Origin of the sequence: Pseudomonas auratipiscis (genome assembly GCF_036324085.1) — a bacterium.
In the GTDB taxonomy this organism is placed as follows: domain Bacteria; phylum Pseudomonadota; class Gammaproteobacteria; order Pseudomonadales; family Pseudomonadaceae; genus Aquipseudomonas; species Aquipseudomonas auratipiscis.
The window spans coordinates 17,266-32,638 of the sequence record NZ_JAZDCU010000027.1; the positions used below are offsets into that span (position 1 = coordinate 17,266).

Below are 15,373 nucleotides of genomic sequence, written 5' to 3' on the forward strand. Positions count from 1 at the left end.
GGATGGGCCGGTTTTTTGACCCCTGAGTCCGCTTTACTCCACCGACATGCGGCTGCGTCAGAATGCTGTGTTGCGGGTGCCGGAAGCGACGGATTTAGGCTAGAATGCACGGCCTCTAAGCACACCCCCTTCCTGAGGCTGTCCCGACGATGTTGATCCTGCGCGGCGCTCCTGCCCTTTCTGCCTTTCGCCACGGTAAATTACTCGAGCAATTGAGTCAGAAAGTCCCCGCTGTTAGTGGTTTGTACGCTGAATTCGCTCATTTCGCCGAGGTTGACGGCGATCTGACTGCCGACCAACAGCAAGTGCTCGCGCGCTTGCTCAAGTACGGTCCGAGCGTACCGGTACAGGAGCCTAGTGGTCGCCTGTTCCTGGTAATGCCGCGATTCGGCACCATCTCGCCCTGGTCGAGCAAGGCCAGCGACATTGCCCACAACTGCGGCCTGGAAAATGTCCGGCGCCTGGAGCGCGGTATTGCCTTCTACGTCAGCGGCCAGCTGAGCGAAGCCGATGCTGTCAACGTAGCCGACATCCTGCACGATCGCATGACTCAAATGGTCCTGAGCAAGCTCGAAGAGGCCGCTGGTCTGTTCAGTCATGCCGAGCCCAAGCCGATGACCTCGGTGGATATCCTCGGCGGTGGTCGTGCTGCACTGGTACAGGCGAACACCGACCTGGGTCTGGCACTGGCAGAAGACGAGATCGACTACCTGGTCGAGGCCTTCCAGACGCTTGCGCGCAACCCGAATGACATCGAACTGATGATGTTCGCCCAGGCCAACTCCGAGCACTGCCGCCACAAGATTTTCAACGCCAGTTGGGATATCGACGGCCAGAGCCAGGAAAAAAGCCTGTTCGGCATGATCAAGAACACCTACCAGATGCACAGCGAAGGCGTGTTGTCCGCTTACAAGGACAACGCCTCGGTGATCGTCGGTAACGTCGCCGGCCGGTTCTTCCCGAACCCTGAAACCCGCCAATACGGCGCGGTGCAGGAACCGGTGCACATCCTGATGAAGGTCGAGACCCACAACCACCCGACCGCCATCTCGCCATTCTCCGGTGCTTCAACAGGTTCCGGCGGCGAAATTCGCGATGAAGGTGCCACAGGTCGCGGCGCCAAGCCAAAAGCCGGTCTCACCGGTTTCACCGTTTCCAACCTGCAGATCCCAGGCTTCGAACAGCCATGGGAGAAGGCCTACGGCAAGCCTGAGCGCATCGTTACCGCGCTGGACATCATGATTGATGGCCCGCTGGGTGGCGCGGCCTTCAACAACGAGTTCGGTCGTCCGGCTCTCACTGGCTACTTCCGTACTTTCGAGCAGTCGATCACCACACCTCATGGCGAAGAAGTGCGCGGCTACCACAAGCCGATCATGCTCGCCGGTGGTATGGGCAACATCCGCGAAGATCACGTCCAGAAGGCCGAAATCACCGTTGGCGCCAAGCTGATCGTCCTCGGTGGCCCGGCCATGCTGATCGGCCTGGGCGGTGGTGCGGCATCCTCCGTAGCCACTGGCGCCAGCTCTGCGGACCTGGATTTCGCTTCGGTACAGCGTGAAAACCCTGAAATGGAACGCCGCTGTCAGGAGGTCATCGACCGCTGCTGGCAGCTGGGTGAGCAGAACCCGATCGCTTTCATCCACGACGTGGGTGCGGGCGGCATTTCCAACGCCTTCCCTGAGCTGGTCAACGACGGCGGTCGTGGCGGTCGTTTCGAACTGCGTAACGTGCCTAACGACGAGCCGGGCATGGCGCCCCATGAAATCTGGAGCAACGAATCCCAGGAACGTTACGTCCTGGCAGTCGATGCTGCCGACTTCGAACGCTTCCAGGCCATCTGCGAGCGTGAGCGCTGCCCATTCGCCGTGGTCGGTGAAGCCACTGAAGAACCGCACCTGACCGTTACCGACAGCCACTTCGGCAACAGTCCAGTGGACATGCCGCTCGAAGTGCTGCTGGGCAAGCCACCGCGTATGCACCGTTCGGTTACCCGTGAAGCAGAGCAGGGTGACGACTTCGATCCGTCGGGCCTTGAGTTGAACGACTCGGTCGAACGCGTGTTGCGTCACCCGGCCGTGGCCAGCAAGAGCTTCCTGATCACCATTGGCGACCGGACCATTACCGGCCTGGTTGCCCGCGACCAGATGGTTGGTCCTTGGCAGGTTCCTGTGGCCGACGTTGCTGTCACCGCGACCAGCTTCGACGTCTACACCGGTGAAGCGATGGCGATGGGCGAGCGTACGCCGCTGGCACTGCTGGACGCTCCGGCCTCCGGGCGCATGGCTATCGGCGAAACGCTGACCAACATGGCCGCTTCGCGTATTGCCAAGCTTTCCGACATCAAACTGTCGGCCAACTGGATGTCCGCAGCTGGTCACCCAGGCGAAGACGCGCGTCTGTACGACACCGTCAAGGCTGTCGGCATGGAACTGTGCCCTGAGTTGGGCCTGACCATTCCGGTCGGCAAGGACTCCATGTCGATGAAGACCAAGTGGAGCGAAGAAGGTGCGGAGAAATCCGTCACCTCGCCGCTGTCGCTGATTGTCACCGGTTTTGCCCCGGTAACCGACATTCGCAAGACCCTGACCCCGCAACTGCGCATGGACAAGGGCGAAACCGACCTGATTCTGATCGACCTGGGTCGTGGTCAGAACCGCATGGGCGCCTCGATCCTGGCCCAGACTCACGGCAAGCTGGGTAGCCAGGCGCCGGACGTCGATGATGCCGAAGACCTCAAAGCGTTCTTTGCAGTGATTCAGGGCTTGAACGCGGATGGCCATTTGCTGGCCTATCACGACCGTTCCGACGGCGGCCTGATGACCACCGTGCTGGAAATGGCTTTCGCCGGTCATTGCGGCCTGGAGCTGGAACTGGACACCCTGACCAGCAAACGCGAAAAGATTGCCGCCATTCTGTTCAACGAAGAACTGGGTGCGGTCATCCAGGTGCATCAGGACGCTACCCCGGATGTACTGGCGCAGTTCAGCGCTGCCGGCCTGGGTGAAGACTGCGTCGCGGTTATCGGTCAGCCGATCAACAACGGTGAAGTGGTGATCAACTTCGCTGGCGAACAGTTGTTCCAGGGCGACCGTCGTCTCCTGCAGCGCCAGTGGGCCGAGACCAGCTACCAGATCCAGCGCCTGCGTGACAACGCCGACTGCGCCGATCAAGAGTTCGAAGGTCTGCTCGAAGAAGACAATCCGGGCCTGAGCGTCAAGCTCGGCTTCGACGTCAACCACGACATCGCTGCGCCTTACATCAAGAAGGGTATTCGTCCTCAGGTGGCGGTGCTGCGCGAGCAGGGCGTCAACGGTCAGGTCGAGATGGCTGCGGCTTTCGATCGTGCCGGGTTCAACGCAATCGATGTGCACATGAGCGATATTCTCGCCGGTCGCATTGACCTGGACGCGTTCAAAGGCCTGGTGGCTTGCGGTGGCTTTTCCTATGGTGACGTGCTCGGCGCCGGCGAAGGCTGGGCCAAGTCGGCGCTGTTCAACAGCCGTGCGCGTGATGCCTTCCAGGGCTTCTTCGAGCGCACCGACAGCTTCACCCTGGGTGTGTGCAACGGTTGCCAGATGATGTCCAACTTGCACGAACTTATTCCTGGCACCGACCTGTGGCCGCATTTTGTGCGCAACCGCTCCGAACAGTTCGAAGCCCGCGTGGCCATGGTTCAGGTTCAGGAGTCGAACTCGATCTTCCTGCAGGGCATGGCCGGTTCGCGCATGCCGATCGCCATCGCTCACGGTGAAGGCCATGCCGAATTCGAAAGCGAAGAAGCGCTGCTGGAAGCGGATCTGTCCGGTTGCGTGGCACTGCGCTTTGTCGATAACCATGGCAAGGTTACTGAAACCTACCCTGCCAACCCGAACGGTTCGCCGCGTGGCATCACTGGCCTTACCAGCCGCGACGGTCGCGTTACCATCATGATGCCGCACCCAGAGCGGGTTTTCCGTGCCGTGCAGAACTCCTGGCGCCCGGATGACTGGAACGAAGACGCCGCTTGGATGCGCATGTTCCGCAACGCGCGGGTGTGGGTGAACTAAGGGTGTACAAACTCGCCTTCTTCGTCCCACCCAGCCATGTGGAAGTGGTCAAGGCCGCTGTGTTCGCCGCAGGTGGCGGACGCATCGGCGACTACGACTGCTGTGCCTGGCAGGTGCTGGGCCAGGGCCAGTTCCGCCCGTTGGACGGTAGCCAGCCGTTTATCGGGCAAACGGGCGTGGTTGAACAGGTCGAAGAGTGGCGGGTAGAACTGGTGGTGGCTGACGAGCTGATTCAGTCGGTGGTCGCTGCGCTCAAGCACAGTCACCCTTACCAGACACCGGCTTATGAGGTTTGGCAGCTCGCCAGTTTCTGAGGTTTTATAAGCTGTATCGCGGGGCAAGCCCGCTCCTGCCCGTTAGGGGGGAGCGGGCTTGCCCCGCGCTGCTTTTCAGCTCCTCAATTGCTGGATTTGCTGATCAAGCTCGATGCCAGAACGGTCCTGCGGTCATGGCCGCTGGTGCTGACCAGACCAAGGTCGACGGCGTTTTCGCCTTCGCCGCTGTTCGCCGAGCTGTAGTGCTCGATCAAGCCGCTGATCAGATCCACTGGGGCATTTGAAGCGTTGACGTTTACGGCGCGACGGTAGTCTCGACCATTCAGGGTTTCCTGGCTAATCGGACCGTTGCCGAGTTCGACCTTGTCATGGGCTGCCTGTATCCGGGCACCTGAAAGCGCGGTTTCGCCACCGACCGTCAAGGTTACGCCGTCACGGCCACTGAGCAGGCTTTGACTGGTCACGCTGTCACGCTGGGTGTGTTCGATGTCGAGCTTGAATGTCGGCGACAGCTTCGGGTCGGCGGTCTGAACCAAGGGCCCAACCTGTTTTTCCACCTTACCGGCAAATGGCCCAGCCAGGGCGGTAGCGGCGTTGATGTAGCCTTGCGGGTTTTTTTCCTGGCTCAGGCGTGCGTCGGCATCCACCTTCAAGGTGTTGATCCGGTCCTGGCGACTGGCAACGCGAAGATCACCGCCAATCTTGCCCTCTATAGCTTCGGCTTCCATGCGTACACCTTCCAGGCGAGTGTCGGTCAGGCTATTGAGGGTGATGTGTTTGGCCCGCCACTCGCTGTTTGCATAAGTCAGGTTGTCGCGTCGATCAATGTTCGCTTCTGTCCGGGCATACAACCCACGAGTGGATTGCTCGGAGGTTGCGCCAGGTGCGCCGCTGACCCCAGCACCTGCGGTAATTTCCTGGTTATTGCGCTGCTCGGTATTGCTGGTCGCCTCGATGAGTACGCCACCATTGCTGGCGCTGATGTCGACTTCTGCTGCCGAGGCCTTTACACCTTGTAAATGCACGGCGTCGGCGTTTGCCCCGGCACTGCTCGCTGTCAGTTTGCCTGTGGTCGACCATTGAGCTGCACTGCTGCTGGTGCTGCGCTCTTCAGTGTGACCAATGCTCACGTGACCACCGACTCCGCCGCCCTTGCCAGCGGCAGTGCTATTGCCCAGCAGCTCAACGCCGCCTCCTAACAACTTGCCGTGAGCGGTGTGGGAGTCCGTGGCGGCCTTGGCTGCCAATGCATCGTTGCCGTGCAAGCTGATATTTGCGACTTTGGCACTGTTGCTGCCAATGCGGGCCCCTGCCAGTTCAAGTGTTCCACCTGCCTGCAACTGCACGTCGCCCTTGGCGTCGATTGTGGCGATCCTGGCCTGGCTATCGGTAGTGTCGAGCGTGGCGTGATCGAGGTAGCCTCGCAGCTCCAGGCTCGTATCCAAGGGATTGTTGCCCCCCTTGGCCCAAGCGCTACCGTCGAGCTGTTTCAGCTGGCTCTGCTGTTTGTCGTTGGCCTGCTCCAGGCCCAGGTTGCCGTCGGCCAACAGCTTCAAAGAGCCTTGGCCTGCGTCGAAGTGCGTGCCCTCGTAGGCACCGTCGCTGCCCAGTTGTATCTGGATACCTGTCTTTCCGTACAGGCTGCCGGGGTTGGCCGTCTGCCTGAGTTGATCATTTTGCAAAGAGCCGCCCTTGCCCGAAAGGCGCAGGTTGATATCGCTGCCTGTGCTGGTATCGGCGCGTACAGCGGTCTCTACATCCAGGCGTCGGACACTGTTCGCGCTGCTGTTCTGGGCGGCGGCGAAGCGATGGTTCTGTGCCTGAATTGACAATGGCCCCTGCGCGGCGCGGTATTGAGTGCCGGTATCCTCGATTGTGTCGGATTTGATATCGATGCCACCAGCGTTCAACTGGGCGACCTGAGCAGTGGTGGTCTGGCTGATCTCCTCACGGTTCAGATGCTTGAACTCAAGTTCAGCGCCTATTGCCGGAGGCGCCAAGGCGTCTTCGATAGAAGCCTGCTGGAATCGACTGGCTTCTTCGCCCTTGATCAGATTTTCGATAGGACGGGTCAGGCCGCGGTAGGCAACACTGGCGCCCAGGCTTGCCTGCCAGTTCTGTTCGGTCTTGCTGCCGGTCTGGGTGTCATCTACTGCACGGTTTTGCAAGGTGCCGGTGTTCAGTGCCAGCCCCTGACCGGCCGTCACAACCGCGCCCTCGTTGACCATTGTGCCGGTTGCCACACGCAAGTCTTTGTTGCTTTGCAGGCTGCTGCGCTGCGCCTGGCTCGAGTGCTCCTCTAGGTCCTTTTGCTTGTGATAACCGTCAAACGCGCTACCCAGTTTATCGATACCTCCGCTGACAGAGATCCCCCCACCGTCATCGCGAGTGCTGGTCTTTTGTGACTGCTGGTCATGTGCTGCCACAAGGTTGATGTTCTGCGCATCGACCTGCAGGTCTCCAGCGGTTGCACTGATGCTCGAGCCCTTGATATTGACGTCGCTTTGGCCGTTGATTTTCACCTGTGCGCCCGTCAGGGCGCTGGCAATCTGCTTTTTATCGGCGCGAGTGCTTTCGGTTGTGCTGACGTTGTAGCCTACCGAGGCGTTGTATTGATGAGAGTCGGGTTTACCGTCGGCGGCGTCCTGGGTCTGGCTGGCACTGGCAGTGAAACCTTTGTTTTGCTGGCGGACGCTCAGGCTCTGCGATTGCTCAGCGGTGCCGACGGTGATGTCCTTTTTAGCCTGTAGCTGTAGTTGCTGTCCGGCATCGACCTTGGCCCCCAGTATCCGCAGTTCATCGGCGCTGGCCAGGCGCAGGTTACTTTGTGACGCAACGTCACTGGTCAGTACTTCCTTGCGTTGCTCTTGCTGTTCGCGCTGTTCTTTGATCAACCCGAACAGCTTGCTGTTGCTTGCGCGCTGATTGAGGGAAGTCTGGCTTTGTGCTGCGTCGACTGTCAGCAATCCTTTTTCGCTGAGCACCAGCGCGTCGCCCAGACTGTTCACCTTGGAGCCTTTGATCTGCACCTGCTGCGCAGCCACGGTTAACGCGCCACCGGCGTGAATGGAACTGCCGCTGGCGTTTTGGCCGTTGCCATCGGATTGCTCGTTGGTGCCGAAGAAAGTGCCCGAAGCCAGGTCTCCTCGATAACCTTTTGCATGCATGCTGTTGTTCAGGGTGGTTTCGGCAACCTCCAGGGTGCCAGCTTTTATGTTGGTGTCACCTTTGCTGGAAAGGCTACTGCCAAGCACCTGGGTAGGCCCTGCCGATACGAGGGATATCTGCTGGCCGGAGAGCTCGCTGGGCTTGGCGTTTTCCTTATATTGACGGGTGTCCTGATCCCCGCGCCAAAGGTGTTTGCGATGGCGAATCTGTTCGTCAACCTGCTGGCTGTCAGTCGCGGCAATGATGTTCAGCGTGCTCCCCGCGAGGACGCTCAGGTCTCCTTTGGCCTGCACGGTGGCCGCAACCAGACTGATGTCTTTACCTGCTTGCAGATCGATGTTTTCACTGGCCTGCAATTGACTGGCAAGATGCTTGCGCGCGGTGTGGGTGACTTCTCGGTTGTAGGTTTCGGTAGGAACGAACCACCACTTTTCTTCACGGTTTTCGTGCTCACGGCGCAGCGCTTGGTGCATGCGGGTATCGAGGGTCAGGTTGCTGCCTGCCTTGGCCAAAATCTGCTGCCCTTTGACTTCTACGGCAGACAAGCTGAGGTTCTCTGCGGCATTCAGTGTTACCGCGCCATGCTCGGTATTGAGCACGCTGCGCTTGTTTTGCGTGCCGCTGATTGCCAGCCCGCCCTGGGATTGAATGCTTATTCCGTCGCGAGCACGCAGTTGGGTGTCAGCCATCCGCACGCCAGCGCCTTCTGCGGTACTGAGAATTCTGATTCGCCCAGCCTGCATAGCCCCAAACAAGCTGGCATCGACGCTCGAGGTTGGCGCCGCACGATGATCGATTACCTGTTGGTCGGTGCTGCGGACAAGATTTCGGCCCACGGTAAGATTCAGATCGTCGCGCGCCACAAGTGAACCCCGGTTGTCAACGCGGGGTGCAATCAGGTCGAGCGCTCCTTCCAGGTTGCTCTGGCCACCTCGAAGCACTTGCAGGGTGCCAGTGGCGTTGCGGGTATCAAAGTGCTTGATGCTTTGCCCATCGACTTCGGGGCTGCCGACCAGAAAGCCTGCGCGAGTGGTATTGATAAACGTGCCGCCATTGAGTGTGATGCCATTAGGATTGGCCAGTATGTAGTCCGCGCGGCTGCCGAAAATTTCCTGTGGGCCCTCGATGCGCGAGGCGTTGCGGCTGATGACTTCGTTGAGGATGGTCGAGGCGGCCTGGCCTTGAAATTGCGGGTTGGCAGCCAAAGCCCCGGCCAGTTGCGATTGTCCGGCCTGCACGGCGTTGTTGAGCACCACGCCTGGCGTGTTGACGTTGTAGTCGAGAAATTGATTGTGTGAAAGGCCGCCGGCATTGGGCGCAACAATGTTGATTACCGGCACGCCATGCTGGTTATTGATCAACGCGGTACCGCCAGCACCGGCTGCGGCCTGCAGGCCATTCTCGGCCAGGCTGACGTAGGGAGTGAGCAGGCACAAGGCAATTATCCAGCGCAGGTGATTGGGGCTGATTCGCTCGAAGGTTTGTTCGGACATCATGGTCTCTCTTTTTTGTGGTGGTAATCAGATGTTCACTACCCATTCCAGCAACCAGTAGCCCTTTTCCAGCGCTACGCGGGGAGTAGCGCTGGCATAGATGGCGTGCTGGTAGTCGAGCTTCAGTTGACTGTCGGGCAGGCTCAGCTCCAGGCCGGCATGTGCGCCGACCAGACGTTGTGCGGCAGTGCCGTGGCTGAACTTGCTCCAACCCAGGTCCACGCCCAGTTGTGGGCGCAGCACCAGGGCCCGGGGCAGGTCCAGGGCCAGCGGCTGGCTTAGGGTGTTGCGCCAGACGGCGCCATTGGCACCGGCGACCACCTGCTGGCGAAAGCCGCGTACAGCAGTGGTATCACTCAATTGCTGTTGTTCCACGGCAGGGAGCACGTCGGGGCTGTACTGCAGGTTCAAGTCACTTTGCCAACGCCAGGGCCAATTCGGACTGCGACCCTGGCGCATATGCATGAGGGTGGCGCGATACTTTCGAAAATGCGGTTGAGGTGCATTGTCGTGTAATGTTTCACGATCGGCGCCAAACCAGTCCAGGCCCTGACTCACACCCAAGTAGGCGCTCCATAGACCGTCACTGAGCCATAGCAGATTCAGGCCGGCCTCGATTGTGGTGAGCGTGGGGCTTTGGAGTGCCAGGCGCTGTTCGCTCAGACGATTTTCCAGGCGTTTTTGCTCCATGCGCACACTGGCACTGAGCAGTCCCTGCTGATTGCGCCACAGCGTGCGCTCCAGGCTTAAGCCGTAGAAGTCACTTTGGCCGCTGCTGTGCAAGTGTCGACCTGGAAGCTGAGCCTGGTAATGCAGTTGATTGAAGCTCAGGGCGTAGGTCCAGGCACCGTACGGAACGCTGTAGTACACGCCATACCCGCGGCTGTAGCTTGAACCTGACGGGAGTGTGGCGTTAGCCGATACCTGTACGAAGTCATTGAGTTGCAGAGGACTGTCCAGGCTTAAGTTGACGCCCAGCCGCTCGCGCCCGGTCTGTTCGCTGCCGCGATTGTCGAGGCTGCCGCCAAGATGCCAACGGCGCTTGATTTGCCTGGGGACCACCACGACCCGGCTTGCACCTTGGCGACTGCCCGGAAGAATATCGGCACCCAGATCGAATGCCCTCAACCGGTTCAATTGGTCCATGCCTTGCTCCAGTTCAGTCAGGCGCAAGGGTTGTCCCAGCAATGAGGGAAATGCACTGTTCAATGACAGGGGCAAGGCAGGGTCAGCGAGTTCGATCGACTCGACATAGCCTTCGATAATCACAATATCCAGTGTGCCACCGGCGACCAGAGGCGCTGCCAGGTACGGCCGGCTGGCCAAGTAACCGGACTGGAGGTACCGCTGGGTAATAGCTTTGAGGATCTGATTAATTCGCGCCGGGCTCATGCACGGCAGGATCAACTCTGTAAGCGCGTCACTGAGTTCGGCCGATGACAGTTGCTGGTTGCCTGCCAGGCGCACGCCCTGCAATGGCCAGCACGCACCTGTATCTGCAGGGGTAAGTTGTTTGTCGATTTCGGTGGATGCTTCGTCCGCGCGTTGCAACGTGCGCAGGCGTTGGCGTTGTTCCAGTTGTTCGCGCTGCTGGCGCTGGTCCTGCAGTTGTTGCACCGCTGGATGGCTTTCGGACGCAGTCGAGGGGATGGTCCACAACACGAGACCAAGGGCAAGAGCGCTCAATTGCCCGGGGCGAAGGCATGAGCCAGCGGGTCTGCAGGCAAAAGGCATAAGGTGGCGTCCAGGGCGTTGGGTGCTGAGAACACCCGCGTTTATCCGAATGCACGGATTCTATGGACGCTACTATTCGTTTGGATGCGATACCGGGCCGATAGCGCTGTAGGGCAGAAGTTGGAATTGGGTAGGGAATTTCCGGCGCGATGCGCCGGAGAGGAGAATTGGCAAATTCTCAGGGGCGAATTTCGATCATCGTGCCGTCTGGCACCAGGTTCCAGACCTCGCGCATGTCGCTGTTGGTCATGGCGATGCAGCCTTCGGTCCAGTCCAGGGTATGGAAGACTTCTTCTGGATACTCTTCGTCCAGAGGGGTGCCGTGGATCATGATCATTCCGCCAGGTGGTACGCCTTCGCGCCGCGCACGTGCCGAATCGCTGATGTTCGGGTAAGACACATGCATGGCCAGGTTGTAACGGTCGCTGACTTTGCGCCAATCAATCCAGTAGAAGCCCTCGGGGGTACGCTTGTCGCCTTCGCGCTGTTTGGCGCCCTTGGGCTGTTTGCCCAGGGAGATGCGATAGGTTTTCAGCGGGGACCCGGCGCTGATCAGTTGCAGGCGTCGCTCGGATTTGAGCACCAGGATCTTGTCGATCGAGGATTGCTGGGGCTTGAGTTGCAGAGGCGAGGGCGCGACCTTCTCAATTGGCTTGGTGACGATGGTTTCGGTAAACGCTGCCTGGGACACCGAAGCCACACTGAGGCAGAAAAGGGCAAGCAACCAGCGCATGAAACGATATCCCTGAAAACTAGGTGTTGGGTGACGGAACGAGCAATGGCGGCAAGTATTCGTTGCCAATCGGGTAGTACTGCTCGATACGGTCGCGATAGTAGCATTCTAGGGTACGACTGACGGTCCTGAAAGCCAGCTCGTCCCACGGGATCTCACTTTCATCGAAAAGTCTCACTTCCAGGCTTTCGACGCCGACGGCGAAATCCCGGTCGGCGAGTTCGGCGCGAAAAAATACATGGACCTGGTTGATGTGCGGCAGATCGAATAATTGGTAGAGGCTCATCTGCCCGACCCGGGCGCAGGCTTCCTCGATGGTTTCGCGACGGGCGGCCTGTTCCAGGGTTTCTCCGTTCTCCATAAAGCCCGCCGGCAGGGTCCAGTAGCCGCGCCGTGGCTCGATGGCTCGACGGCACAACAAGACCTGCTGGCCCAGGGTCGGAAGTACCCCGGCGACGATATTGGGATTTTGGTAGTGGACAGTGTGACAGTGGTCGCAGACGTAACGCAGGCGAGTATCACCGTCGGGAATACGCTGAATTACCGGATTGGCGCACGCACTGCAGAATTTCATGCTTTTATTCCTATAGGTTGTGCTTATCTTGGCGCGACTTTCATCGCCGCTGCAAGTCGGTTCACCTCAGGGCTTGGGCGGCTCGCGGCTTTGGTGCATCATGCTGACCAAGCTTTGGAATCGAGAGAGAGCAATGCTGGACGAGCTACTTCGCCGCGTGAGCAGTCATACGCCGGGCACCCTGGAAACCGATCACCGTTTTCCCGAGGCTGCAGTGTTATTGCCCATTACCCGCAGCGAAGCGCCTGAGCTGGTACTAACGTTACGTGCCAAGGGCTTGTCGACCCATGGCGGCGAGGTCGCCTTTCCGGGCGGTCGGCGTGACCCTGAAGACCCCGATCTGGTGTTCACCGCCTTGCGTGAAGCCGAAGAGGAAATTGGCCTGCCGCCAGGACTGGTGGAGATTATCGGCCCTTTGAGCCCTCTGATTTCCCTGCATGGGTTAAAGGTGACGCCGTTCGTCGGCTTGATTCCCGACTTTGTCGAATACCGGGCCAACGACGCTGAAATTGCCGCCGTGTTCACTGTGCCCCTGGAGTTTTTCCGCCAGGATCCCCGCGATCATACTCACCGTATCGATTACCAGGGGCGCAGTTGGTATGTGCCCAGTTATCGCTTTGGCGAATATAAAATCTGGGGGCTCTCCGCGATCATGATCGTCGAGCTGGTCAACTTGCTTTACGATGCCGATATCAATCTGCACCATCCGCCTGAACGCTTCATTCCAATTTGAGCGGGCCCACCCGCCGTCATTGCCGGACCGTGAGGAACCACGCATGAAATATCGTCTGGGCGACCTGAAGGTCGAGACCCATCCACGCAGTTGGGCTGCGCCCACTGCCACGCTGATTGGCAAAGTGCGACTGCAGGCGGGGGCCAGCGTCTGGTTCGGCGCAGTGCTGCGCGGTGATAACGAGCTGATCGATATTGGCGAGAACAGTAACGTCCAGGACGGTACAGTGATGCATACCGACATGGGCTCGCCACTCACCTTGGGCAAAGGCGTGACTGTCGGCCACAACGCCATGCTGCATGGCTGCAGTGTCGGCGACTACAGTCTGGTCGGTATCAATGCGGTCATCCTCAACGGTGCGCGTATCGGCAAATATTGCATTATTGGCGCCAATGCACTGATTCCGGAGGGCAAGGAAATTCCTGACGGATCATTGGTGATGGGCTCTCCCGGCAAGGTGGTGCGCGAGCTGACCGAGGCGCAGAAGAAAATGCTTGAGGCAAGCGCCGCGCATTATGTGCATAACGCCGAGCGTTATGCCCGTGACCTGGCCCCGCAGGAGGATTGATGAGCAGTAGTGAACGCCCGGTCGCGTCGCCCTGCGTGCATATCTGCGCCCTGGATGAGGCCGACATCTGCACGGGCTGCCAGCGCAGCGCTACAGAAATTACCCGCTGGGGACGGATGGACAACATCGAGCGCCGGCAGGTGCTCAAATTGTGTCATGAGCGGGCAGTGGCGGCGGGGATGATGCTCAGCGTCGGCAGCGTCACGTGCTGATCTGGCACTTGGCCGCAAGCGGTCGCTCAAGTACCCTGTAGGGCTTGTCCAGCGGTCTATTCCATGCCTTTTCTGATTGCCTACATCAGCAGCGTCGTGCTGATCAACTACGCCTTCTCCAGCGCCCCGCACCTGGACGTCATCTGGTCTGCCTGGGGCGGACTGGTGTTCATCCTGCGCGATATGGTGCAAACCCGTTACGGCCATGGCGCTCTGGTGGCTATGTTGGTGGCGCTGGTGCTGTCCTATGTGACCTCCGAGCCTGCCATTGCCTTGGCCAGTGCGACCGCATTCGCCGTCTCCGAGCTTATTGACTGGCTGGTCTTCAGTATTACCAAGCGTCCCTTGCACGATCGCTTGTGGTTGAGCTCGGCGTTGAGCATTCCCATCGACACCTTGATCTTCTTCGGCATGATCGGCGCCTTGACGCCGGTGGTGATCGGTACCGCACTGGCTTCAAAGTTCGCCGGGGTGACGGCTGTCTGGCTGATCATGGCCTGGCGTCTGCGCAAGCGTGCCATTGTTGGCTGAGGCCATGTGCTGCAGTTCATGTAAAATGTCGCTCCTTTTCACTGGCCTGCACCGTTTAAGGGCAGCCCGGGATTCCTTCCCTCTGAGGACCTGAAATGACTCGTATCGGAACCCCATTGTCGCCGACAGCGACCCGCGTACTGCTTTGTGGCTGTGGCGAGTTGGGCAAGGAAGTCGTGATCGAGCTGCAACGCCTGGGCGTTGAAGTGATTGCCGTGGACCGTTACGCCAACGCCCCTGCCATGCAAGTGGCCCATCGCAGCCATGTGGTCAACATGCTCGATGGCGCGACCCTGCGGGCAGTGATCGAGGCCGAGAAGCCGCACTACATCGTGCCGGAAATCGAAGCCATCGCCACCGCGACCCTGGTCGAGCTGGAAAATGAAGGTTTCACCGTGGTACCGACCGCCCGTGCTACCCAGTTGACCATGAACCGCGAAGGTATTCGGCGCTTGGCTGCTGAGGAGCTGGATCTGCCGACCTCGCCTTACCATTTTGCCGATACCTTCGAAGACTATCGCAAAGCGGTCGAAGACCTGGGCTTCCCCTGTGTGGTAAAGCCGGTGATGAGTTCATCGGGCAAAGGCCAGAGCTTGCTGCGCAGCACAGACGATGTGCAAAAAGCCTGGGACTACGCTCAAGAGGGTGGTCGTGCCGGCAAGGGGCGAGTGATCATTGAAGGCTTCATCGACTTTGATTACGAAATTACGCTGCTGACTGTACGCCACATCGGCGGGACCACCTTCTGTGCACCGGTGGGGCATCGCCAGGAAAAAGGCGACTATCAGGAATCGTGGCAGCCGCAGGCCATGAGCCCGGTGGCGTTGGCCGAGTCCGAACGCGTAGCCAAGGCTGTTACTGAGGCATTGGGCGGTCGGGGTCTGTTCGGTGTGGAGCTGTTCATCAAAGGTGATCAGGTGTGGTTCAGCGAAGTATCCCCGCGACCGCACGATACCGGCCTTGTGACCCTGATCTCCCAGGACCTGTCGCAATTCGCCTTGCATGCCCGCGCCATTCTCGGCCTGCCGATTCCACTTATTCGTCAGTTTGGCCCATCGGCATCGGCGGTAATCCTGGTGGAAGGGCAATCGCAACAGACCTCGTTCGCCAACCTGGGTGCAGCCCTGAGCGAGCCGGATACAGCCATTCGTCTGTTCGGCAAGCCTGAGGTCAATGGCCAGCGCCGCATGGGGGTGTGCCTGGCCCGTGACGAATCTATCGACACCGCCCGAGCCAAAGCTACTCGTGCCTCCCAAGCGGTCAGCGTCGAGTTCTAAACGCCGCAAGCTGCAAGCTGCAAGCA

Annotated in this window: 11 protein-coding genes; 7 read left to right on the plus strand and 4 right to left on the minus strand. The window is 59.6% G+C overall.

What is annotated here, in order from left to right; translation table 11 throughout:
• Positions 1-149: 149 nt before the first annotated feature.
• Together purL and V0R60_RS25065 are read left to right on the plus strand one after the other, a co-directional pair.
• A complete protein-coding gene (gene purL / locus V0R60_RS25060) occupies positions 150-4,049 on the plus strand; it encodes a phosphoribosylformylglycinamidine synthase (protein ID WP_330080883.1) in 3,900 nt (1,299 codons plus the stop codon).
• Positions 4,050-4,051: 2 nt separating this feature from the next.
• A complete protein-coding gene (locus V0R60_RS25065; RefSeq protein ID WP_330080882.1) occupies positions 4,052-4,363 on the plus strand; it encodes a YqfO family protein in 312 nt (103 codons plus the stop codon).
• An 83-nt stretch (positions 4,364-4,446) separates the two neighbouring features.
• Here the strand turns inward: V0R60_RS25065 and V0R60_RS25070 are convergent, their stop codons facing one another.
• From V0R60_RS25070 to V0R60_RS25085, 4 genes are all read right to left on the minus strand, one after another.
• Positions 4,447-8,988, minus strand: coding sequence for a hemagglutinin repeat-containing protein (locus tag V0R60_RS25070; RefSeq protein WP_330080881.1), 4,542 nt, complete (start codon positions 8,986-8,988; stop codon positions 4,447-4,449).
• A 24-nt stretch (positions 8,989-9,012) separates the two neighbouring features.
• The gene (locus V0R60_RS25075; protein WP_330080880.1) at positions 9,013-10,602 is read right to left on the minus strand and encodes a ShlB/FhaC/HecB family hemolysin secretion/activation protein; all 1,590 of its coding nucleotides are present in this window, start codon (positions 10,600-10,602) and stop codon (positions 9,013-9,015) included.
• A 295-nt stretch (positions 10,603-10,897) separates the two neighbouring features.
• Entirely contained in the window at positions 10,898-11,452 is a 555-nt protein-coding gene (locus tag V0R60_RS25080) for a L,D-transpeptidase family protein (protein WP_136477902.1), read from the minus strand.
• 19 nt (positions 11,453-11,471) lie between these two features.
• Positions 11,472-12,026, minus strand: a complete 555-nt coding sequence (locus tag V0R60_RS25085; RefSeq protein WP_330080879.1) for an NUDIX hydrolase — start codon at positions 12,024-12,026, stop codon at positions 11,472-11,474.
• Between the two features lie 133 nt (positions 12,027-12,159).
• Between V0R60_RS25085 and V0R60_RS25090 the strand changes: the two genes are divergently transcribed.
• The 5 genes from V0R60_RS25090 (at position 12,160) to purT (ending at position 15,347) form a co-directional block, all read left to right on the plus strand.
• Positions 12,160-12,759, plus strand: coding sequence for a CoA pyrophosphatase (locus tag V0R60_RS25090; protein ID WP_136477900.1), 600 nt, complete (start codon positions 12,160-12,162; stop codon positions 12,757-12,759).
• A 43-nt stretch (positions 12,760-12,802) separates the two neighbouring features.
• Positions 12,803-13,327, plus strand: coding sequence for a gamma carbonic anhydrase family protein (locus V0R60_RS25095; protein WP_330080878.1), 525 nt, complete (start codon positions 12,803-12,805; stop codon positions 13,325-13,327).
• On the plus strand, positions 13,327-13,539 hold the full coding sequence (locus V0R60_RS25100; RefSeq protein ID WP_330080877.1) for a DUF1289 domain-containing protein: 213 nt from the start codon (positions 13,327-13,329) through the stop codon (positions 13,537-13,539). The genes V0R60_RS25095 and V0R60_RS25100 overlap by 1 nt, the downstream gene beginning before the upstream one ends.
• Before the next feature lie 63 nt (positions 13,540-13,602).
• Positions 13,603-14,070, plus strand: coding sequence for a VUT family protein (locus tag V0R60_RS25105; protein ID WP_330080876.1), 468 nt, complete (start codon positions 13,603-13,605; stop codon positions 14,068-14,070).
• A 95-nt stretch (positions 14,071-14,165) separates the two neighbouring features.
• Positions 14,166-15,347 carry a formate-dependent phosphoribosylglycinamide formyltransferase gene (gene purT / locus V0R60_RS25110; protein ID WP_330080875.1) on the plus strand — a complete coding sequence of 394 codons (1,182 nt, stop codon included), beginning with the start codon at positions 14,166-14,168 and terminating at the stop codon, positions 15,345-15,347.
• The last annotated feature ends 26 nt before the right edge of the window (positions 15,348-15,373 follow it).